We start from the raw sequence: 19,371 nt of genomic DNA, 5'->3' as shown, positions 1-19,371 counted from the left end.
CAGGCTAGGGCTACTTCTTCTGCTGGCCGAAAGCCTCGGCGAGCAGTTCGTAGGAGCGCAGCCGGGCCGCGTGGTCGAACACCTGCGAGGTGATCATGAGCTCGTCGGCGCCGGTGCGCGCGACGAAGGCTTCCACGCCCTTCTTCACCGTCTCGACCGAACCCACTGCCGAGCACGACAGCACCGAGTCGAGCAGCGCGTTCTCCGCCGGCCCGACCTTCTGGCGGTAGCCCTCCACCGGCGGCGGCAGGCGCCCCGGACGGCCGCTGCGCAGGTTCACGAAGGCCTGCTGCCATGAGGTGGCGCGGAACTCGGCCTCCTCGTCGGTGTCGGCCGCGAACACGTTGAAGCCCAGCATCACGTACGGCTTCTGCAGCTGCGCCGAGGGCTTGAAGGTCTCGCGGTAGATCTGGATAGCCTGCATGATCTGCTGCGGCGCGAAGTGCGAGGCGAAGGCATAGGGCAGCCCCAGGTGCGCCGCGAGCTGCGCGCCGAAGGTGCTGGAGCCCAGGATCCACACCGGCACCTCCAGCCCCGCGCCGGGCACGGCGCGCACCGGCTGCTGCGGATTCTTCGACATGAAGTCCATCAGCTCGATCACGTCCTGCGGGAACTGGTCGGCGTCCGACTCCAGGTTGCGCCGCAGGGCCCGCGCGGTGCGCTGGTCGGAACCCGGCGCGCGTCCCAGGCCGAGGTCGACACGCCCGGGGTAGAGCGACTCCAGCGTACCGAACTGCTCGGCGATCACCAGCGGCGAGTGGTTCGGCAGCATCACGCCGCCGGCGCCGATGCGGATGGTGGAAGTGCCCGCCCCCACGTAGGCCAGCAGCACGGCGGTGGCCGCGCTCGCGATGCCCGGCATGCCGTGGTGCTCGGCCAGCCAGTAGCGCGTGTAGCCCAGTTTCTCACCATGCTGCGCCAGCGAGAGCGAGTTGCGGAACGACTGCGCGGCGTCGCTGCCCTCGGTGATCGGGGAAAGGTCGAGGATGGAGAACGGAATCATGGGCGCGATCATGGCGCGAACCGCTCAATTCCGTCGCCCCAGGGGCTATTCGGTTTGGTATAGCGTGGTCACGCTCGCGAAGTCGCGGCCGTTCTGCTCCACGCTCGCCTGGAAGGGCACGCTCTCGCCCGGCGCGATGGCCGGCAGGTTGTCCACCAGCTTGAAGCCCGTGAGCTGCCCGTTGCGGTCGCGCAGGCTCACCCACAGCCGCACCTTGCCGACGATGCCCGTGCCCGGGTTCTTCACGCTGCCGCTGACCACCACGTACTTGTACGAAAAGCGCTGGCTGAAGTTGAGCAGCACGCTGCCGATCTCGGCCTTGGTGCCCGTCACCTTCACCTCCAGCGGCTTGCGCGGGCCGGGCAGCGCTGCGCGGCGCATCGGCTTCCATTCGATGCGCGTGTCGGTGATGCGCTCCATGTCCTGCGGCTCCAGGTAGATGGGAAAGCGCTCCCCGGGATACAGGTAGGCCAGCCCCGAGATCGTGGTCGTGCCGTGCGCCTTGCTGCCGCTGAAGCGCGAGATCACGCCGCCCGGCGCGAGCACCACGGCATCGGTGCTGCGGTTGACCAGTTCGCCCAGGAAGAGCCGCTGCTGGATGTTGTTGCGCCCGTCCACCAGCGGCAGCAGCTCGAGCAGCTTGTCGTCGAAGCGCTCGCTGTCGTCGGCCAGCAGGTCGTCGGTGCCCAGGCGCAGTTCGGGGTTGAAGCTTTCCGGGCCGCCCGCGGTGCGGATCACGCGGTCGGCATTGAGCACCGGCGTGCGCCCGCCCGAGGCCTCGACGGTGCTGTAGCCGATGCGGTAGTCCCACGCCGCGATGGCTGCCGCGCGGCCGAAGCGCGCGATGCTCACGTCCACCGAGGTGCGTGCGCCGGGCTGGATCTCGTTGGCCTGCCCATAGCCGTGGCCGAAGCCGATCACCTGCCCCGCGTCGTCGTACAGCGTCGCCAGCACCTCGAAGCCGCCGAGCACGGTGGCGTCCTTGCGGTCGTTGACGATGCGGCCCACCAGCCGGACGCGGTCGCCCTGCTGCACCAGCCGCACGCGCGAGAACGCCATTCGCGGCCCCTTCACCGCGCTGTAGGGCTCGGCCAGCTTCTGCACGCGCAGTTCCTGGCGCGTCACGTTCTTGCCGCTGGGCATGTCGATCAGCGCGGGGGCGCTCTCGCCGGGTTCCAGCACAGCCACGGGCAGCATCTCGCTGCGCTCGTCGAGCTTGCTCTCGCCGTCGAAGTACACGGCGCGGATGCCGGCGCGCGACAGCGGCTTGCCGGTTTCGTTGCGCGCCACTACCAGCAGCTTGGGGCTGGCAGAGCTGCCGCTGCCCACGAGCACCTGGCGCGGCTCGTCGAGCTTGAGTCCGTCGACGGGAATGGTGCGGTCGACCGCAGCCACCACACGCTGCGAGCCCGATGCAGCGCGCGTGTCGGCATTGCGGCTGCCGAGGAACACGCCCACCACGCTGAAGAGCAGCACCGCGCCCACCGCAATGCCCACACCGATGCCGACCTTGCGCATCATGAGCGCCTGCCTGCGCGCCTCCTCGGCCGCGAGCCGGCGGCCGGCCTCGTTCTTCACCTGGTTGAGCACGCGCTCCAGCCGGTCGGAGACGTTGTCTTCCACCAGCGTGACGGAGCCGCAGTGCTCGCAGGTGTATTCGTTGAGGCCCGTGCGCTTGAGCACGCTGCTGCCGCACTCGCCGCACTTGAGCGTCTGGAGATCGATGGTCATGTCTGAAATGCTGCTCCCGTTTTTCTTTTGCCGCGGTCCCCGCGGCTCTCTACCAGTCGAAGAGGTCCGCGAGATCGTCGGCCCGGCCTGCGCCGACCAGCGGCGCGAGCCGCTCGATCAGGCGCGCGCGGTGCAGCGGGTTGACCGAGAAGTCGTCCATGAAGATGTCGTCGCCCGCCTCGTCCCACACCTGGCCGATGGTGCCGAGGCACGCGGCCATTTCGAAGATGTCTGCGAAGAGCGGCCCGTCGTCTTCCCACGCGCCCGCGCCATGCCGGGCGAACTGTATCGCGCCGCTGCGCAGGTCGAAGATGAAAGGATCGGCGCCCTGGTCGGCCACCACCAGCCAGTGGTCGGGCCATGAAGCGAGGCGTTCGCCGGTGATGCCATGCCAGCGATAGCCGGCTTGCTGCGACCACAGGCGCGCCAACGGAGGAATGCTGAACGGGTTGCCCGCGGTGGATACGGTGAGGCCCGCGTGGCCCACGCGCTCGTTGACCCAGTTGCCCAGCGGGCCGACCTGCTCGTAGAAGGCCGAGATGGCTTCTGGCAGCGGGATCTCGCCGTGCCAGTGGTCGGCGGCGAGCTGCGGCGCCAGCGCGCCGTGCGGAGCCAGTGCCGCGCGAGCCTGTTCTGTCGATGCCACCCGTGTTCCTCTTCGTTCAGGAAGCGCAGGCCGCACGCAGCGCGGTGCGAAGCACCTCCACGTCGCCGGGCGCGATCTCGCGCACGCCGCTCGGAGCGCCAAGGCCGCAGGCCGTCGATGCAACGACCGGAACGCCCGCTGCCACGGCCCGCAGCAGCGCGCGCGGTGCGTGCTCCACATGCGCGGGCAGCACCACCACATCGGCGCCGGCCAGCCAGTCGCCCTGCCAGTTCATGTGCTCGACGTGGCCGATGCCCTGCCAGAGCCGCGCATCGTCCGAGGCCGAGCCCAGCACACGCAGGCGGCACGGCCAGCCTTGCAGCGCCGCGGCGAGTTCGCGCGCGCCCTTGCGTGCCAGCGCGCTCGCGGCGAAGACGACGAGCGGAAGATCTGGATTCGTGCGGGCAACGGCCTTGGCCCGAGGCAGCGCCCATTCCAGCTTCCGCAGCACCGCCAGCGGAGCCAGCGCCGCCAATTGCCGTGCAACTTCGGCATGCGGCGTGACGATGACCGAAGCGCGGGCCAGCGCCATCGACTCCGCACGCACCAGCGAAGGATCGGCACGGAAGTCGCGCAGGGTGGCGTCGTCGGGCCAGCGCCGGGAGGCCTCGTCCAGCCGCTGCTCGATCTCCGCCATCGGCAGCGCGCTGGCCAGCACGACGACGTTGCGGCCATCGAGCGCACCAAGGCGCTGCAGGTGCGGCAGCAGCGACTGCTCGACCACCAGCTGCGTGTGCTGCGGCTTCAGCCGCGCCGCGAAGGCCTGCGCGAGCCAGCGCTGGCCGTCGATCAGGCTGGCCTGCCGCCGCCCCGCCTGCCGCGCCCACAGCCGCAGCCACAGCGCACGGCGCAGGCTCGTGGCCCACGGTGCTTGTGAAGCCGCGGCCGCGGGCTCGCGATGCCAGCCCGTCGCGCTGCGGCGCCAGAAGGCGAGCCGCATCGGCACCGGCTGCATGCGCTGCGCGCGTGGATGCTCTTCGCGCAGGTAGCGCGCGAACTCCGGCGTCCATGCGTCGAGCAGCGCGACGGTGAGCCCCTGCGGCCCCACATCGACCTGCGGACGATGGCGGAAGCAGGCGGTCTGGTCGCAGCTGAGGCAGCCGCGCGCCACCGGCAATGCGGCTGCGGTTTCTTCGTTCGCGCGGCGCATGGTGACGGGCACAAATGGCGCAGAAGATGCACCACGGCTGCGGATGCGCAGCACCAGTTCCGACCCGGTCAGCTCCACTTCGAGCCGCCATGCATGCCTGGCGCGCACCTTGAGATCGATGTAGTTCCAGAACACGGTCGCGTCGACGGCATCCGAGCCCGGCTCGCCGGCCTGTTCGATGCGCGCCGTGTGCCCGTGCCGCTCCACCAGCTCGAAGCCCGCGCGCGACGCCACGGTGGCGAGCGCATTCGACAGCTGGCACAGCCCGCCAGCCAGCGTCGGCACCACGCAGCCGCCGCGCAGCTCGCGGCCCTGCACGAAGCCGCGCCATGCGCCCGGCCTGCCCAGTTGGCGCCAGAAGCTCAGCACCTCACCGGCCGGGACCTCGACGGCATCGAAGGCGCCGCGCGCCACGCGCAGGTTCTGCACCTTGCCGGCCACGAGGGGGAATTCGTCCGCGCGGCCGTCAGTCCACAGGGGCGTGCGGTATTGGGCGAGCACGGGCGCGTCGGCCAGTGCGTGGCTTGTGCCGGCGGTCCACCGGCGGGCCGATGGCCGCAGCGTCTCGCGCAGCGCGTGGGCCGTGGCCAGCAGCCGCGAGCGCAGCCAGAAATCGATCGCGTCGATGCGGCGCGGCGGCTGCCAGGCCTGCACGCTCACGCGGAGGGGCCTCGCTTGCGCCATTGGCCGAGGTCGGCTTCGATGCGCTCGTCGATGTTGCCGCTCCACTGCACGCCGAATCCGGCCGCGCGCAGCAGCTCGACGATGCGGCGGCCCACGGCCATGGTGTTGGCTTCGCGCTGCTCGATCTCGGGAATCATCCCGCCGCTGAAGGCCAGGTGGAGGCGGCCGGTGCGCACCGCCCGTTCGAGATCCTGTGCGTGATAGAAGCAGCAGCCGCGGATGCCGGATTCCATGCGGCCCGCGGCACGCCATTGCTCGCGCACGTCGTCGTGGCCGTCGGCGAGCGTGTTGCCCGCGCGGTGCAGCGCGATGATCTTCTCGCTGCGCAGTTGCTCGAACACAGCTTCGAGCCGGTCGTATTCGGTCTGTTCGGGCCAGCCGGCCTCGGCGGCGCGCTTGGCGGCGCATGCGCTCGCGGCCTCGGCCTTGACCCAGGCGCGGTCCTCGTAGGTGATCTCGTCGGGATCGAGGTACTCGTCGGTGATCATCCACTCGACATCGGCATCGGGATGGAAGCCGCTCCACACCAGGTCGTGGATGCGTCCGCGCGTGTCTTCTGGGTCGAGAGTAAGTGCCATGCGTGTTGTGCTGCCGCCTCGGCGGCAACGGGTCATGCTTTCTTTTTTCCTGGCGGAAGCGTGCTGGTATTTTCACCCGGGCGCACCACCATGGCGCAGTAATGCGAAAGCATGATGTCCTGGGTCACCCTTTCGCACCGCACCATCATGAAGGATGCCTCAGGGCAAGGCAATGCGCCTTTAGGCGAAGGCTGCCCGGCCGGATGGCCTGCGCTGCGCGACTGGCTATGCTCGTCGGCTCTTCATGCCCCAGCCCTCCTTTCCAGCCTCGCCGTTCGACGCACAGTCGCCCACCGCGTGGACCTCCGCCATGCCGCAGGCCACGGAGCGCGCGCCGAAGCCGGCCGCCGACTGGCTCGCGTGGCTGGTCGCACTGGCGGTGCTGGTCTTCATGGCGGTGTTCGGCCTGCAGGCGATGCGCTGGTCGCTGGCAGGCGGCTGGCATTGGCTCTGGATGCTGGTGGGGCTGCCGTTCTTCGGCGTCTTCTCTGTGCTGGCCGTGACGGCCGTCGCCGCGAGGCTGCGCGAGCGCCGCCGGGTGCGGGTGGCGCTGGAGAACATGTCGCTGGAGCGCGGGGAAGGCTTGCGCGTCGGCGAGCCGCTGGAGCTGCGCCTGCGCGCAACGGTACCCGCTGCGCAGGAAGGCGAGCGCACGGTGGCGCCGCAGCGCATCGCCATGCGACTGATGCTGCACCGCACGCTCGATGCTGTTGGCGAATGCTGCTGCGAGGCCATCGCCTCGCGCGAGGAAACGCGTGACGGCCGGGTTCTCTACGCCTGCGAACTGCGCACGGCCCCTGGGCTCGATGCCCCGCTGTGGTCGGTCGAGCTGCGCGACGCGACTGACGACACCGGCGTGCCCATACTCACCGCCGCGCTGCGACTGCTGCCCGCGCGCTAATTCTGAACACGGACGCAAAAAGGCCGGGCCATGCATTCCGCATGGCCCGGCCTTCTCTGTCTGTCCTCAGCTCTGCAGCGGATTACAGCGGCAGTGCGTCGCCGTGAGCGGCAGCGCGGGCTGCGGCGCGAACTGCGGCGCGGTCCACCGAGCTGGCCACGATCGGGGCCACGCCGGACGAAGCGCCTTCGGCGTACGGGTCACCGCTGCGGGCGGCAGCCACGGCTTCGGCGCGAACGGCGGAACGGCTGGCCGTCGAGACGATCGCCTGGGCCGGGCCGGCGTTGGCACCGGTGGCGTACGGGTTGGCGCTGTGCGCGGCAACCACGGCCTGGCTGGCGACGTCGGCGCGGCTGGCGGCCGAGGTCAGCTGGTGCACGCCTTCATAGGTTTCGGCGTGGGCAACGCCAGCGGCGGCCAGCAGGGCGAGAGAAACGGCGGAGAGGAGCTTCGAGGCGGTCATTTGGATGGGTCCTTCAATTGGTTCGGTTCTGGTTCTTGGTCTGGATCAGCTGAAGGGCTGGTCCATGGGAAGAATTGTGCGCCGTTATCTAAGTAAAAACCCTTAGACAATGGAACCGCGGTGTTCACGCCACGGAAACAATCAACCGCCAGGAACGCAGATCACCGCCTGTCGTAGAGTCCCCGCATGAGCGACCCGGCCCCCGCCCTTTCACCGATTTCGTCCCCCTGGGGCAGCCCCGGGACCGTGTTCGACCGGCTCGCGGGCGAATGGAGCCTGCGGCGCAACATCGAGGGCCAGGCCACCATGAGCGGCGTCGCCTCCTTCACGCCGCTCGAAACGCCCGACATGCTGAAGTACCGCGAGGAAGGCCGCATCCGCCTGGCCGACGGCAAGGAGTTCGACGGGCACCGCGAATACGTCTTCGAGCGTGCGCCGAACGGCTTCGTCGTGCACTTCGCCGAAACGCCGCCGCGCCTCTTCCACGCCATCGCCATCGTGCGCGACGGCGGCACGCTCGCCGGTTCGGCCACGCACCTGTGCACGCCCGACACCTACGACAGCAGCTACCGCTTCCTGCCCGACGGCTCCTTCGGCATCCGCCACGTGGTACACGGCCCGCGCAAGGACTACCTCTCGGACACGGTCTTCAGCCGCCTGGGCTGAACGAGGCCATTCAGTCGCGGTCCAGCCGCCAGCCCGGCATGCCGCGCATCACCGTCTGCACGAGCATCGCGCAGATGCCGCACTTGATGAGGTCGCCCGGAATGAACACCAGCATGGCCAGCGCAGCCTGCGACAGCGACATGTGCGCGATCAACGAGAGCCCGACGATGCCGAAGGCGTAGACCACGCCGATCCCGCCGACCAGCGCCGAGAGGAAGGCAGCCGCCAGCAGCGGAAGGCCCGTCGCGCCGCCGATGCGGCGCACGGCCAGGCGCATCAGCAGGCCGCAGGCGAAGGCGCCGAACATCCAGCCGAACAGGAAGCCGCCGGCCGGCGCCACGAACACGCTCAAGCCGCCACGGCCGCCGGGCAAGAGCGGCAGCCCCAGCGCCACCGCCAGCAGGAACAACGCGATGGCCAGGAAGCCCCGGCGAGGCCCGAGCAGGCAACCGGCGAGCATCACACCCAGCGACTGCAGCGTGATCGGCACGCCGAAAGGCAGGTCGATCTTGGGGATCAGGCCGAACACCGCCATCAGCGCCGCGAAGAGCGCGATGTACGCCAGCGAACGGGAGGAAGCGAGGGAGCCTGAAGTGGTGGTCATGGCGATGGCAATCGAGAAGAAAAAAACGAAAAAAGAGGCTCAGCGCCCGAGCCGTGCGGCCAACGCATCGGCCACGCGCTCGGCCGTCTGCAACGTGCGGATGGTCAGCGGCGCCAGCAGCCGCAGCCCGCCGCCATGGCCCGAGCGCGCACGGTAGGCGTCGTCCAGGCGCTGCCACTGCACATAGAAATTTTCGGCGAAGCGCAGCATCAGGCCAAGGCCGAGCGCGATGCGCTCCGTGGGCACGCCGAAGCGCTGCAGCGGATGCAGCACGGCTTCGAGCACCGCCAGCAGGTCCTCGAAGCGCGTGGTGAGCGTGAGCATCAGCGCGAGCGTGGCCGCGCTGGCCAGCCGCAGCGCACTCGCCGCGCCGAGCAGCGTGGTGCCCATTGCCCAGTGGAAGGCGACGATCAGCCCGCCCGCGATGGCCACGCCGAGCAGCATGCGTATGCGCCGCCACGCCGGCCGGCCGAGCGACGCGAACCCCAGCAGCACCACCGCGCAGGCCACCGCCAGATAGACAGGCCGCTCGACCAGCACCAGCAGAGTGCCGCACATCGACAGCACCGCGAGCTTCAGCCACGCCGCAATCGCATGCAGCCACGTCGGCTGTTCCGAATAGAGGCTACGCATGGCGCCCCCGCTCGGCCGCCGCGCGCTCGCGCACGTCTTCGGCATAGGCTTCGCAGATCTCCCGGCCCGGCCCGTCGGCGCGCACCCTGCCCTGCTCGAGCCACAGCACGCGCTCGAAGTCGTACACATGCTCCAGCAGGTGCGTGGACACGAGGATCTGGTGATCGCTCTCCTGCAGCTGCGCGGCCAGCCGCGCCTGGCTCAGCAGGTCGAGGCTGGCGAAGGGCTCGTCGAGCAGCAGCGTGGCCGGCTCGCTGATCTGCAGGGCCAGCAGGCATACCTGCTGGCGCTGGCCCTGGCTCAGCTCGCTCACCGCGCGCCCAGCCCAGGCTTCGAGCCCGCGCCGCGCGAGGAAGTCGCGCGCCTGCTGGCGCGCCGCCTGCCGCGTCTCGCCGCGCGCGGTGAGGCTGAAGGCCAGTTCCTCGGCCACGGTCGGAAAGATGATCTGGTCGTCGGGGTTCTGGAACATCAGGCCGACATGCTTCGCGAGCTGGCCGCGGTCGGCCTGCGTGTCGCAGCCATGCACCACCACGCGCCCTTGCTCGGGCTGGTCGAGCCCGCTGATGAGGCGGAACAGGCTGCTCTTGCCCGCGCCGTTGTCGCCGACGAGGCCGATGCGCATCTCCTGCAGGTCGAGCGTCAGCCCCTCGAACACGCGGTGGCTGCCGCGCACCAGCGTCACCGCATCGAGGCGGATGCTGTGCGAAGAGACGGTTTCTGACGGGCTGGGCTGCGGCAAGGGGCGCCCACTGTACCCGAAGCCGCTCTGGCGGCGCGGGGCTCAGGCCGTGGCGGGAAAGAGCGCGTTGAGCTCGCCCACCGACAGCATCCCCTCGCCCATCTTGCCGAAGCGGCCCTGCCCGAAGGCCTCGGCAGCGATGCGGTTCACCAGGCCCAGCGCCGACTGCAGCGGCCCGCAGCCCAGGCTGATGCGCCGCGCGCCGGCCTTCGCGAAGGCATCGGCCGACGGCGCCCCCGCATAGCCCGCGTACACGTTGAGCGGCAGTTCCAGCGCGCCGGCCAGCCGCGCGATCTCGTCGGAGTCGGACATGCCCGGCACGAAGATGCCGTCCGCGCCCGCCGCCGCGTAGAGCTTCGCGCGGCGCAGCGCCTCCTCGAAGCGCGCCACCGGGTCGTCCCATGGCACGAAGTACACGTCGGTGCGCGCGTTGATGAAGAAGCGCGCATCCAGCCCGCGGATGGCCGCGATGCGCTCGCGCAGCACCTCGGGCGACGCCAGCTCGCGCGTGCCGGGCCGGGTGCCGTCCTCGATGTTGATGCCGGCCGCGCCCATGCCGATCAGTTCGGCCACAACTTCGCGCACCGCCTGCGCGCTGTCGCCGAAGCCGCTTTCGATGTCCACGCTCACCGGCACACCCGCCACGCGGCAGATGCGCGCGCAGGCCGCGAGCAGTTCATCGACCGGCATGCGCTCGCCGTCGGCATAGCCCAGCGACCAGGCCATGCCCGCGCTGGTGGTGCCGATGGCGCCGGCCCCGGCGCGCTCGACGATGCGGGCGCTCGCGGCGTCCCATGCGTTGACGAGCACCAGCGGCGCGGGGCCCTCGTGGAGTCGGTAGAATGTTTCTGTCTTTTGCTGCGCGTCGCTGGCTCGCATGGTCATCCGTTCGGCAAGTTGAGGAATGACCGCAGCTTAGGAACGGCGCGGCGCGCCGGCTTGGAAAAAACTGCTATTTCATTTCACTTCACGCCGTAGCCGCGCGCCGCCCGCAGCGCGATCAAGCTCACCACCACGCCGAAGCCCACGTAGAACGCCGGCGCGATCTTGCTGCCCGTGGCGGTGATGAGCCAGGCGCTGATGAAGGGCGCGAATCCGCCGAAAATCGCCACGCCGAAGCTGTAGCTCACCGACAGCCCCGTGCCGCGCGTGGCCGCCGGGAACAGCTCCGACATCGCCGCCGAGATCGGCCCCCAGTAGGCCGAGGCCACCACGCCCATCGCCGTGAGCGCCAGCATCAGCGCCGGCACCGAAGGATGGTTCACCAGCAGGTAGAAGAGCGGCACGATCATCACCAGCATGACCAGCGCCGCGGCGCGCATCACGGGAATGCGGCCCACGCGGTCCGACATGCTGCCGAACAGCGGCACCAGCGCGAACTGCAGCACGCCGAACCAGAATGTGCCCGCGAAGGCCATCGAAGGCGGCAGGCCCAGCTGCCGCACCGCGAAGGTGGGCATGAAGAGCCCCGTGTAGGCCACGATGGTCGCGAGGATGATGAGCCCCATCGCCGCCAGCGTGCGGCCGCGCTGGTCGACCAGCGTGGCGCGCACCGGCGCGGCTTCCTGCGCGGCGCGCTTGAACTCCATGCCCTCGTCGAGATGGCGGCGGATGTACAGCCCCGCCGGCCCGATCAGCAGCCCGAAGAAGAACGGGATGCGCCAGCCCCACGACAGCAGCTGCTCGGGCGTGAGCAGCGCGTTGAGCCCCATGCCGAAGCCGGCAGCCAGGAAGGTGGTGACGCCCTGGCTCGCGAACTGCCAGCTCGAGAAGAAGCCACGGCGGCGCGGGTCCTGCTCCGCCAGCAGCGCGGTGGCGCTGCCGAACTCGCCGCCCGCCGCGAAGCCCTGCAGCAGCCGCGCGAGGATCACCAGGCCCGGCGCCCACAGCCCGATCTGCGCGAAGGTGGGCGCCACCGCGATCAGCAGCGTGCCGCACAGCATCAGCGCCATCGACAGCGTCAGCGCGTTCTTGCGCCCCCTGGCGTCGGCGTACGCGCCCAGCACCAGCGAGCCGACGGGCCGCATCACGAAGGTCACGCCGAAGGTGCCCAGCGTGATGAGCAGCGACACGGTGTCGTTCTCGGCCGGGAAGAAGAGCTTGGAGATGGTGACAGCCAGGAAGCCGTAGATCACGATCTCGAACCACTCCAGCGCATTGCCGATGGAGATGGCGGTGATGACCCTCAGCGTGCTCTGCCGGGAGGCCGGCGCGGCGGGTTCCGAGAGGTCGGCGGTGCGTGGGGCGATGGTGCTCATGATGCTGCGTGCTCCAGGGATGGTTGAACTGCAAGGTCCGCGCCTGTCGAGGGCCGGACGCCGAAGTGGTGCAGCACGTTGCGCAGCAGCCCTTCGAACGAGGGGTCGGCGCCGAGCACCCAGCTCGCGCCGACGGCGCCTGCGTTGAACACGCGGCCGCCTTGCGGGCGCTCCCAATAGATCATCTCGGCCGAGAGCCCGCCAAGCGAATCGGTCGGCTGCGAGTAGTAGTCGAGGTAGGCATCGAGGCGCCCGGGGCGCTGCCTGCGCCCCTCGGCGATGACCTGGATGCCGCGCTGCGGCTCGGGCAGCCTTTCACCGGCGGGCAGCCTGCGCGTCATGCGGTTCAGCGTCGCGACGCTCAGGTCCCATTCGTGGCCGATGGCTCTCGGCAGCCCCCCGCCCGGCGCGTGGCCGAAAGTGGCGCCTTCAGTCAGCCCCAGCGGATGCGGCTGCGTGAACAGGAAGTGCCCCGGCTGCGTCGCGTGGTACACGCCGAAGTCGTCGCAGTCGGCAAAGGCCCAGCCCGCCGATTCCAGCCCGATGAGCTCGGCGCACGAGCGCCCGGCCTGCCTGAACTGGCCGCCGCGCGCCCAGTCCTGCGAGTGGTACTGCTCGCCGTAGGGGCCGGCGGGCGGGCGCAACTCGACCGACTCCGCGCCGTCCTCGTCGCCGGGGCCGCGCACCTTGCGCTGCTCCATCACCGTGCATTCCTCGTCGTAGCTCACGCGCAGGTACATGGTGTTGCCCGACAGCACGATGGCGGTACCGCCGTTCGACAGGTAGTCGTCGAGCCCGTCGCACGCCGGCAGCGACCAGTATTCGCTGTGGCCGTTGATGAAGACCGTCTTGTAGGCCTTCAGCAGGCCCGGATCGCGGTGCAGGTCGAGGTCGCTCGCCACGTCGTAGTCGTAGCCGCAGCGATCGAGCCACACGTGCAGCCGGCGCTCCAACCGGGTCCACTGGCTGAAGCCCGCATCGGCCGGGTCGTACAGCGCATTGGGGCTGGCGTTGGGCCAGGGCATGCGCAGGCCGACCTGGTAGGTGGGCTGGCCGCCGCGGTGGTAGGTGTAGCTGCAGAAGGCCGGCGCCTCGGGGTGGCTGTTCTCCAGGCCCGCCGAGCGGCGCGGCCACACCGGGTCGCTCGCGACGTTCTTCGCGAAGGGCGTGGCCGCGTAGGCCAGCCAGCTGTTGGTGGCGCACAGCACCAGCACCGGCGCGGGGGCCCGGTGCGGGGCGCGGCGCACGATGAAGGCGATGTCGTATTCGGCGCTCCGGCCGTCGAGCAGGAAGCGCACGCGGCCCACGTACACGCCGGACTTCGCATCCGCCGGCATGCGGAAGGCATGGCTCTCGGGCCAGCGGCAGTCGTAGAGATCGTCGCTCGCCAACCGCAGGCCGTGGCCGCGCGTGGGGTCGGTGAGCGGGTCGTAGCCCTCGTCGGAAAACTCGTTCACGCGACTCGGCTCGAAAGCCGGGCCGACGATCATCCAGGTGCCGTGGTTGACGATGCGGCCGGTGCGCTGGTGGCCGCTGGCATCGGCCACCACCTCGCCGCGCTCCTCGCGCAAGGGCCAGCAGGCGAGCACGGCGCGGCCGCGCGGCGTGTGCAGGCCGCGGTCGGCGAAGCGCGCGCGCACCTCCTCCGGCCGCAGCGCCTGAGAGTAGATCGCGGGCATGGCGATGTCGCCTTCGAGGAACGCGTCCGCCAGGCCGTCGATGCCGCTGCTGCCCAGGCGCAGCGGCGCACGACCCGGCTGCAGCGGGCCGTCGAAGCGGCCGCGCGCGACCGCCTCGCCGTCGAGCCACAGCACCGTCTCGCTGCCGTCCCACGTCGCGACGATGTGGTGCCAGCGCCTCGGCTGCAGCGTGCCGCCCGAGAGCTGACCCTCGGTCCGGAACGCCGCGCCATCGCCCAGATAGAACACCGCGCGTCCGTCTTCGTCGACGAAGAGCCCGTAGCCGCAGGCGCCCGGCAGGTCGAACTGCCCGATCACGCTCTGGCGCGTGCCCACGCTCCACACCTGCACCCAGCACTCGAGCGCGAGCGAGCGCAGCGGCTGGTCGAGGCCGCGCTCGATGCGCACATAGGAGCCGGGGTGGATCGGATGCACGCGCGGCGCGGAAGGCTCGAAGCTGTGCAGCACCGTGTCGGCGGTGCGGCCCTCGGTGTCGGGGCCCAGCCGGCATACCGAGAGCGTGTAGGGCACGTCGCTGCTGATGTGGAAGCGCACCACCTCGCCGGCGGCCACGCTCTTGCGGTCGGTGTAGCCGTGCACGCCGGGCACCCGCAGGCTGCGGTGGGGCGGAAGGGTCTTCTGCTGCCGCATCGTCATGCCGCGGTGGCCAGGCCCTTGGCCGCGATCTCGTCGGCCAGTCCGCGCAGCGAGCGTTCGAGCAGCTCCGCGAGTTCGTCGATCTCGGCGGGCGTGATGGTCAGCGGCGGCGTGATCATCTGGAAGTCGCCGAAGGCGCCCAGGTTGGCGCGCCGGTTGTACAGCGCGATGCCGTGCTTCAGGCCGTGCTCGGTGAGCCGCGCCGGCGCGTTGAAGCTTGCCGGCAGCTGCCGCTTGGTCGCCTTGTCGGCCACGATCTCGATGGCGGTGAAGAGCCCCTTGCCGCGAACGTCGCCCACGATGGGCGAGCGCTCCGCCACCTCGCGCAGTCGCGCCATCAGCAGCTCGCCCATGTCGCGTGCACGGCTCACGAGGTCTTGCTCGATCACCTCGCCGAGCACCGCGTTCGCCACCGCGCACGACAGCGGGTTGGTGAAGTAGGTGTGGCCGTGCACGAAGCCGCCGCTGCCCGCCACCGCATCGACGATGCGCTCGGGCGCCAGCAGCGCGCCCAGCGGCGTGTAGCCCGCGGCCAGCCCCTTGGCCAGCGTGACGAGGTCGGGCCGCGCGCCGGCCCAGTGGTGCGCCGCGAGGAAGGCGCCGGTGCGGCCCGCACCGCTCATGATCTCGTCGTAGATCAGCAGCACGCCGTGCCGGTCGCAGATGGAACGCACGCGCTCGAAGTACGCGGCTGGCGCCACCGCCGCGCCGGTCGAGAGCCCGCCGATGGGCTCTATGATGAAGGCCAGCACCGTGTCGGCGCCCTCGCGCACGATGGTGGTCTCCAGCTCGTCGGCGCAGGCCAGCGCATGGCTCTCGGCGGTGTGGCCCGCGGGCACGCGGTAGGACAGCGGCGCGCTCACCTTCGGCATCTCGCGCACCATCGGCCCGTAGATCGACTGCGTGTGCGCATCGCCCGTCACGGCCAGCGCGCCCAGCGTGGAGCCGTGGTAGCTCGGATTGCGCGAGATGACCTTGGCGCGCTTGGGCTGGCCCGTGACCACCGCGTACTGCCGCGCCAGCTTGATCGCTGACTCGTTGGCCTCGGAACCGCCCGAGACGAAGAAGGCGCGGTCGAAGCCCTCGCCCGCCAGCGCGCAGACGCGGTCGGCCAGCTCGATGCTCTGCTCGCTCTCGAAGAAGCGCGGATAGGCGAAGGTGACGCGCGCCGCCTGCTCCTGCATGGCGGCCAGCACGCGCGGATTGCCGTGGCCGATGTTGGCGACCACCGCGCCGGCCGTTGCATCCAGAAAGCGGTGCCCGCCCTCGTCCCACAGGTAGACGCCCTCGCCGCGCGCGATGCGCGGCGGCCGGGGGGAGCCCTTGGCGGCATAGAAGCCGAGCACGGAACCGCCCTTGGGCGTGTCGCCCACGGTACGGGGGGTTTTGTCTTCGGTCGAGGCACTCATCGGTGGGCAATCCATTCGTTCGCAGCCCCGGACGATAGGCATGACAGGCCTTTGCGGGTAGACGTATGGCCCGATGAAGTGCTATACGTCTGGCGCATGAAGAACGCCCACGACCGGCTCGACCTGCTCCAGACCTTCATCCGCATCGGCGAGAGCGGATCGCTCAGCAAGGCGGCGCGATTGCTCGACACCACGCAGCCCACGGTGAGCCGCCGCCTGCTGGAGCTGGAGCGGCTGCTGGGCTGCAAGCTGGCGATCCGCAACACGGCCAATTTCTCGCTCACCGACGAAGGCCGCTCGCTGCTGGCCGAGGCGCACGACCTGACCGACCGCTGGTCGGGCCTCTCGCAACGGCTGCGCGGCGGCCAGAGCCGGCCCGAGGGCACTCTGCGCGTGATCGGCCCCTCCGGCTACGGCACGGGCTTCCTCACCGACGCGGTGACCGACCTGCGCGCCGCGCATCCGCAGCTGCGCGTGGAGCTCACGCTGACCGACCGCGTGGTCGACCTGGCGGCCTCGGGCGCCGAATGCTGGGTGTGCGTGGGCGAGGTGCGCGACCCGGGCCTCGTATGCCGCACCGTGGGCCGCATGGAGCGGGTGCTGATCGCCACGCCCGAGCTGCTCGAGCGCACAGGCCCCGTCACGCTGGCACGGCTGCCGCAGGTGCCGTGCGTGGGCCTGATCCCGTACGTGACGGGCAACGTGCGGCTCATCGACCGCAGGGGCCGCTCACGCATCGTGGCGCTCGATACGCCCATCCGCACCGACAGCCTGCTCGCGAGCTACCGCGCGATCCTCAACAGCGCCGGCATCGGCGCGGCGGCGCCATGGATGTGCCACGAGGACATGCAGGCCGGCCGCCTGAAGCGCGTGCTGCCCAACTGGTGGCTGGAGCCCATCGGCGTGCACGTCGCGCTGCCGCCGGGGCTGTACCGGCCGGCGCGGGTCACGGCCTTCGTCGAGGCGCTGCGACGGCGCATGCATGCGCTGCCGGGGTTCCGGCCAGCGGACTAGGGCCAGTTCACAGGCCCCAAATCCCTGCTATCGCATCAGCGCGACGACCGGATAGCGCCGCCACCCCGCCTCCGCATGGCGCCGCCCGTGCGTGAAGATGAAGCCCAGCACCGCCTTCGGGTCGGACAGCAGAGCGGGGTTCTCCGCTTTCCATTGCTCGAAGCGCTGCCTGAGCCCGGCTTCTTCCTCCAGCATGCGCAGCGCGGTGTCCTCGAAGACGTAGGCCGAGAAGTTCTCCTTCTTCTCCAGAACGCTGTTGAAGAAGCCCCAGCGGAAGAAGCTGTCGTGCGCGAGCGGCTCCAGCGTCTCGACCACGTAGCGGGCACGCGGCTGGTCCAGCGAAACGAGGACGTCGCCCGCGCGCGCCTGGAAGGGCTCGGTGCTTTCCGACAGCACCACCTCGTCGTGGAACATGTGGCCTTCGTAGGCACCGGGGCGCGAGGTCACGTCGCGGATGCGGTAGACGCGCGCCGCGTCGAAGAGCCGGTCTTCCTCGAGCCGCTGCAACTCGACGCCGTTCCACGCCAGCCGCTCGATCGCCTCGCGCCATGCCTGGGGCACGAGATAGGCCTTCGGCGCGGCGGCCGTCGCTTCCTCGACGCAGCGGTCGAAATGCACGATGTCCTTCTCCCACGGCCGGCTGCGGTCGTAGGCCAGGCGCTCGTAGCTGCCCAGCAGGCTGGGCGTGCGGACCGCGCTGTAGCCCTTGAAGCGCAGGCTCGCGGGCCGGCTGCGGTCGTTGCGCCAGGTCAGCGGCCAGCGCGCCTGCCGTGCGGCTTCAGCCTTTGCCTCGCGGCGCAGTTCCTGGATGCGCGCCGCATTCGCGATGCTGAAGTCGAGCACCGTCTCCACCAGCGCCCGCATCGAGGCCACGCGGTCGGCGAAGGGCTTGAGCATGTGGGTCTCCGGCATGAAGCCGATGGTGTGGTGCAGCGCGGCATAGCCGGTGGAAAAGCGCGGCGTGTCGAGGAAGTCCTCGATGCCGTCGTCGGGCGTCTCGGCCAGCAGGTTCATGTACGGACAGGTAGGCCAGCCGCGCCGCGCCATGCCGGCGTAGACGGCGGGCAGCATGTTCTCGCGCAGGAAGGCGCCGAGCCCGCCGCCGAGCTTGTCGGGCTGGGTCGGAATCAGCGTCATGGTGTAGCTGTAGTCCGCGCCGTTGGAGGTGTGGGTGTCGACCATCACGTCCGGGTCCCAGGCGGTGAAGAAGCGGTTGAACACCTGCGCGGCGAGGCTGTCGCACTTGATGAAGTCGCGGTTCAGGTCCAGGTGCCGGCCGTTGCCGCGGAAGCCGAAGGACTCGGGCCCGAGCTGGTTCACGCGCGAAGTGCTCTGCCGGTCGATGCAGCCGTCCACGTTGTAGACCGGGATGAAGAGGAACACCGTGTCGCCCAGTGCCGCCAGCCTGCCGAGCTGCGTGCAGAAGTCGCGCACCAGCGCCATGCAGGTGTCGATGCCCTCGGGCTCGCCGGGGTGGATGCCGTTGTTGTTGAAGAACACCGGGCGGCCCTGGCGCTTGAGCGTCTCGCGGTCGAACACGCCGTCGGCGGTGACCACGCCCGCATGGATCGGGGCGCCGGTGTCCGAGGTGCCTATCTCGCCCCAGCGCAGCACGCCGGGGAAATCACTGGCCAGCCGCTCGTAGAAGGCGATGCATTCGGCCCAGGTGGTGGTCTGGTTGCCGTTGCCTGCTTCGAACGGCGTGACGTACGAGGTGTCCTGTGGAGCGGTCATGGGAAGAAGGCTACAGTAGTCGCCCCTCCCGGTCATCGAGCCCTTCTTTCTTCAAAAGAGCCAGACAAGGCCGCAAGCAATACATATTCATTCAAGGAAACGACATGGGCGCCCAGTGGAAAGCCAAGCACAAGGACATCGCCGCCAACGCCAAGGGCCGGCTGTTCGGCAAGCTCGTCAAGGAAATCGTGGTGGCCGCGCGCAACGGAGCCGATCCTGCCTCCAACTCGCGCCTGCGGCTGGCGGTGGAGCAGGCCCGCAAGGCCTCGATGCCCAAGGAAACGCTCGACCGCGCCATCAAGAAGGGCGCGGGCCTGACGGGTGAATCGGTCAACTACGAGCACGTGATCTACGAAGGCTTCGCGCCGCACCGCGTGGCGGTGATGGTCGAATGCCTCACCGACAACGTGAACCGCACAGCGCCCGAGATGCGCGTGCTCTTCCGCAAGGGCCAGCTCGGCACCTCGGGCTCGGTGTCCTGGGACTTCGACCACGTCGGCATGATCGAGGCCGAGCCCGCCCGCCCCGACGCCGACCCCGAAGTGGCCGCCATCGAAGCCGGCGCGCAGGACTTCGAACCGGCCGGCGAGGACCACCCCGCCGTCTTCCTCACCGACCCCACCGACCTCGACCTCGTGAGCCGCGCCCTGCCCGCGCAAGGCTTCACCGTGCTGTCGGCCAAGCTGGGCTACAAGCCGAAGAACCCCGTCGATCCGGCGAGCCTGAGCGCCGAGGCGCTGGAGGAAGTCGAAACCTTCCTCGCTGCCATCGACGCGAACGACGACGTGCAGAACGTGTACGTGGGGCTGGCGGGCTGAGCCC

At 70.1% G+C, this 19,371-nt stretch carries 18 protein-coding genes; 4 read left to right on the top strand and 14 right to left on the bottom strand.

The features are described 5' to 3' along the window. Positions 1–10: 10 nt before the first annotated feature. The 5 genes from ABL843_RS02595 to ABL843_RS02575 are packed head-to-tail and all read right to left on the bottom strand — an operon-like array spanning position 11 to position 5,792. Positions 11–1,003, bottom strand: coding sequence for an LLM class flavin-dependent oxidoreductase (locus ABL843_RS02595; protein WP_418120431.1), 993 nt, complete (start codon positions 1,001–1,003; stop codon positions 11–13). A gap of 45 nt (positions 1,004–1,048) precedes the next feature. Further along, positions 1,049–2,734: an FxLYD domain-containing protein gene (locus tag ABL843_RS02590; protein ID WP_418118867.1), complete on the bottom strand. Its 1,686-nt coding sequence runs from the start codon at positions 2,732–2,734 to the stop codon at positions 1,049–1,051. 49 nt (positions 2,735–2,783) lie between these two features. After that, positions 2,784–3,380: a hypothetical protein gene (locus tag ABL843_RS02585; protein WP_418118866.1), complete on the bottom strand. Its 597-nt coding sequence runs from the start codon at positions 3,378–3,380 to the stop codon at positions 2,784–2,786. 16 nt (positions 3,381–3,396) lie between these two features. After that, a complete protein-coding gene (locus ABL843_RS02580) occupies positions 3,397–5,190 on the bottom strand; it encodes a VanW family protein (protein WP_418118865.1) in 1,794 nt (597 codons plus the stop codon). Then, positions 5,187–5,792 carry a DUF6891 domain-containing protein gene (locus ABL843_RS02575; RefSeq protein WP_418118864.1) on the bottom strand — a complete coding sequence of 202 codons (606 nt, stop codon included), beginning with the start codon at positions 5,790–5,792 and terminating at the stop codon, positions 5,187–5,189. Before ABL843_RS02575 ends, ABL843_RS02580 begins: the two co-directional genes overlap by 4 nt. 244 nt (positions 5,793–6,036) lie before the next feature. Between ABL843_RS02575 and ABL843_RS02570 the strand changes: the two genes are divergently transcribed. Then, complete coding sequence (locus tag ABL843_RS02570; RefSeq protein ID WP_418118863.1) at positions 6,037–6,693, top strand: hypothetical protein; 657 nt, start codon at positions 6,037–6,039, stop codon at positions 6,691–6,693. Positions 6,694–6,775: 82 nt separating this feature from the next. Here the strand turns inward: ABL843_RS02570 and ABL843_RS02565 are convergent, their stop codons facing one another. Beyond that, the gene (locus ABL843_RS02565) at positions 6,776–7,156 is read right to left on the bottom strand and encodes a helicase SNF2 (protein ID WP_093203701.1); all 381 of its coding nucleotides are present in this window, start codon (positions 7,154–7,156) and stop codon (positions 6,776–6,778) included. A gap of 186 nt (positions 7,157–7,342) precedes the next feature. On the opposite strand from ABL843_RS02565, the gene ABL843_RS02560 reads away from it, so the two are divergent. Further along, positions 7,343–7,822 carry a DUF6314 family protein gene (locus ABL843_RS02560; RefSeq protein ID WP_418118862.1) on the top strand — a complete coding sequence of 160 codons (480 nt, stop codon included), beginning with the start codon at positions 7,343–7,345 and terminating at the stop codon, positions 7,820–7,822. A 10-nt stretch (positions 7,823–7,832) separates the two neighbouring features. Here ABL843_RS02560 and ABL843_RS02555 read toward each other — a convergent pair whose 3' ends face one another. The 7 genes from ABL843_RS02555 to ABL843_RS02525 all read right to left on the bottom strand — a co-directional run bounded on the left by ABL843_RS02555 (position 7,833) and on the right by ABL843_RS02525 (position 15,801). Then, the gene (locus tag ABL843_RS02555; RefSeq protein ID WP_126022274.1) at positions 7,833–8,426 is read right to left on the bottom strand and encodes a biotin transporter BioY; all 594 of its coding nucleotides are present in this window, start codon (positions 8,424–8,426) and stop codon (positions 7,833–7,835) included. 39 nt (positions 8,427–8,465) lie between these two features. Next, entirely contained in the window at positions 8,466–9,059 is a 594-nt protein-coding gene (locus tag ABL843_RS02550; RefSeq protein ID WP_418118861.1) for an energy-coupling factor transporter transmembrane component T family protein, read from the bottom strand. Beyond that, positions 9,052–9,798, bottom strand: coding sequence for an energy-coupling factor ABC transporter ATP-binding protein (locus ABL843_RS02545; protein ID WP_418118860.1), 747 nt, complete (start codon positions 9,796–9,798; stop codon positions 9,052–9,054). Before ABL843_RS02545 ends, ABL843_RS02550 begins: the two co-directional genes overlap by 8 nt. A 42-nt stretch (positions 9,799–9,840) precedes the next feature. After that, the gene (locus tag ABL843_RS02540; protein WP_418118859.1) at positions 9,841–10,677 is read right to left on the bottom strand and encodes an isocitrate lyase/PEP mutase family protein; all 837 of its coding nucleotides are present in this window, start codon (positions 10,675–10,677) and stop codon (positions 9,841–9,843) included. Positions 10,678–10,760: 83 nt separating this feature from the next. Continuing rightward, the gene (locus ABL843_RS02535; protein ID WP_418118858.1) at positions 10,761–12,056 is read right to left on the bottom strand and encodes an MFS transporter; all 1,296 of its coding nucleotides are present in this window, start codon (positions 12,054–12,056) and stop codon (positions 10,761–10,763) included. Then, positions 12,053–14,392: a N,N-dimethylformamidase beta subunit family domain-containing protein gene (locus tag ABL843_RS02530; RefSeq protein ID WP_418118857.1), complete on the bottom strand. Its 2,340-nt coding sequence runs from the start codon at positions 14,390–14,392 to the stop codon at positions 12,053–12,055. The genes ABL843_RS02535 and ABL843_RS02530 overlap by 4 nt, the downstream gene beginning before the upstream one ends. Then, positions 14,389–15,801 carry an aspartate aminotransferase family protein gene (locus ABL843_RS02525; RefSeq protein ID WP_418118856.1) on the bottom strand — a complete coding sequence of 471 codons (1,413 nt, stop codon included), beginning with the start codon at positions 15,799–15,801 and terminating at the stop codon, positions 14,389–14,391. Before ABL843_RS02525 ends, ABL843_RS02530 begins: the two co-directional genes overlap by 4 nt. Before the next feature lie 96 nt (positions 15,802–15,897). Here ABL843_RS02525 and ABL843_RS02520 point away from each other — a divergent pair, with 96 nt between their 5' ends. Beyond that, positions 15,898–16,815: a LysR family transcriptional regulator gene (locus ABL843_RS02520; protein WP_126022281.1), complete on the top strand. Its 918-nt coding sequence runs from the start codon at positions 15,898–15,900 to the stop codon at positions 16,813–16,815. A 27-nt stretch (positions 16,816–16,842) separates the two neighbouring features. On the opposite strand, the gene ABL843_RS02515 is transcribed toward ABL843_RS02520, so the two are convergent. After that, positions 16,843–18,549, bottom strand: a complete 1,707-nt coding sequence (locus tag ABL843_RS02515; RefSeq protein WP_418118855.1) for a M14 family zinc carboxypeptidase — start codon at positions 18,547–18,549, stop codon at positions 16,843–16,845. Positions 18,550–18,653: 104 nt separating this feature from the next. Between ABL843_RS02515 and ABL843_RS02510 the strand changes: the two genes are divergently transcribed. Then, positions 18,654–19,367, top strand: coding sequence for a YebC/PmpR family DNA-binding transcriptional regulator (locus tag ABL843_RS02510; RefSeq protein ID WP_126022283.1), 714 nt, complete (start codon positions 18,654–18,656; stop codon positions 19,365–19,367). Positions 19,368–19,371 lie beyond the last annotated feature (4 nt).

Origin of the sequence: Variovorax sp. 350MFTsu5.1 (assembly GCF_048302515.1) — a bacterium.
Lineage (GTDB): Bacteria > Pseudomonadota > Gammaproteobacteria > Burkholderiales > Burkholderiaceae_C > Variovorax > Variovorax guangxiensis.
Note: the sequence above shows the minus strand (reverse complement) of the source record. Positions and strands in the feature narration are given on the sequence as shown.

Bases quoted from the DNA above. Each gene is read 5' to 3' on its own strand.
- ABL843_RS02595 (WP_418120431.1), bottom strand. From the start codon at position 1,003: ATGATTCCGTTCTCCATCCTCGACCTTTCCCCGATCACCGAGGGCAGC.
- ABL843_RS02590 (WP_418118867.1), bottom strand. From the start codon at position 2,734: ATGACCATCGATCTCCAGACGCTCAAGTGCGGCGAGTGCGGCAGCAGC.
- ABL843_RS02575 (WP_418118864.1), bottom strand. From the start codon at position 5,792: ATGGCACTTACTCTCGACCCAGAAGACACGCGCGGACGCATCCACGAC.
- ABL843_RS02570 (WP_418118863.1), top strand. From the start codon at position 6,037: ATGCCCCAGCCCTCCTTTCCAGCCTCGCCGTTCGACGCACAGTCGCCC.
- ABL843_RS02565 (WP_093203701.1), bottom strand. From the start codon at position 7,156: ATGACCGCCTCGAAGCTCCTCTCCGCCGTTTCTCTCGCCCTGCTGGCC.
- ABL843_RS02560 (WP_418118862.1), top strand. From the start codon at position 7,343: ATGAGCGACCCGGCCCCCGCCCTTTCACCGATTTCGTCCCCCTGGGGC.
- ABL843_RS02555 (WP_126022274.1), bottom strand. From the start codon at position 8,426: ATGACCACCACTTCAGGCTCCCTCGCTTCCTCCCGTTCGCTGGCGTAC.
- ABL843_RS02550 (WP_418118861.1), bottom strand. From the start codon at position 9,059: ATGCGTAGCCTCTATTCGGAACAGCCGACGTGGCTGCATGCGATTGCG.
- ABL843_RS02540 (WP_418118859.1), bottom strand. From the start codon at position 10,677: ATGCGAGCCAGCGACGCGCAGCAAAAGACAGAAACATTCTACCGACTC.
- ABL843_RS02535 (WP_418118858.1), bottom strand. From the start codon at position 12,056: ATGAGCACCATCGCCCCACGCACCGCCGACCTCTCGGAACCCGCCGCG.
- ABL843_RS02530 (WP_418118857.1), bottom strand. From the start codon at position 14,392: ATGACGATGCGGCAGCAGAAGACCCTTCCGCCCCACCGCAGCCTGCGG.
- ABL843_RS02525 (WP_418118856.1), bottom strand. From the start codon at position 15,801: ATGAGTGCCTCGACCGAAGACAAAACCCCCCGTACCGTGGGCGACACG.
- ABL843_RS02520 (WP_126022281.1), top strand. From the start codon at position 15,898: ATGAAGAACGCCCACGACCGGCTCGACCTGCTCCAGACCTTCATCCGC.
- ABL843_RS02515 (WP_418118855.1), bottom strand. From the start codon at position 18,549: ATGACCGCTCCACAGGACACCTCGTACGTCACGCCGTTCGAAGCAGGC.
- ABL843_RS02510 (WP_126022283.1), top strand. From the start codon at position 18,654: ATGGGCGCCCAGTGGAAAGCCAAGCACAAGGACATCGCCGCCAACGCC.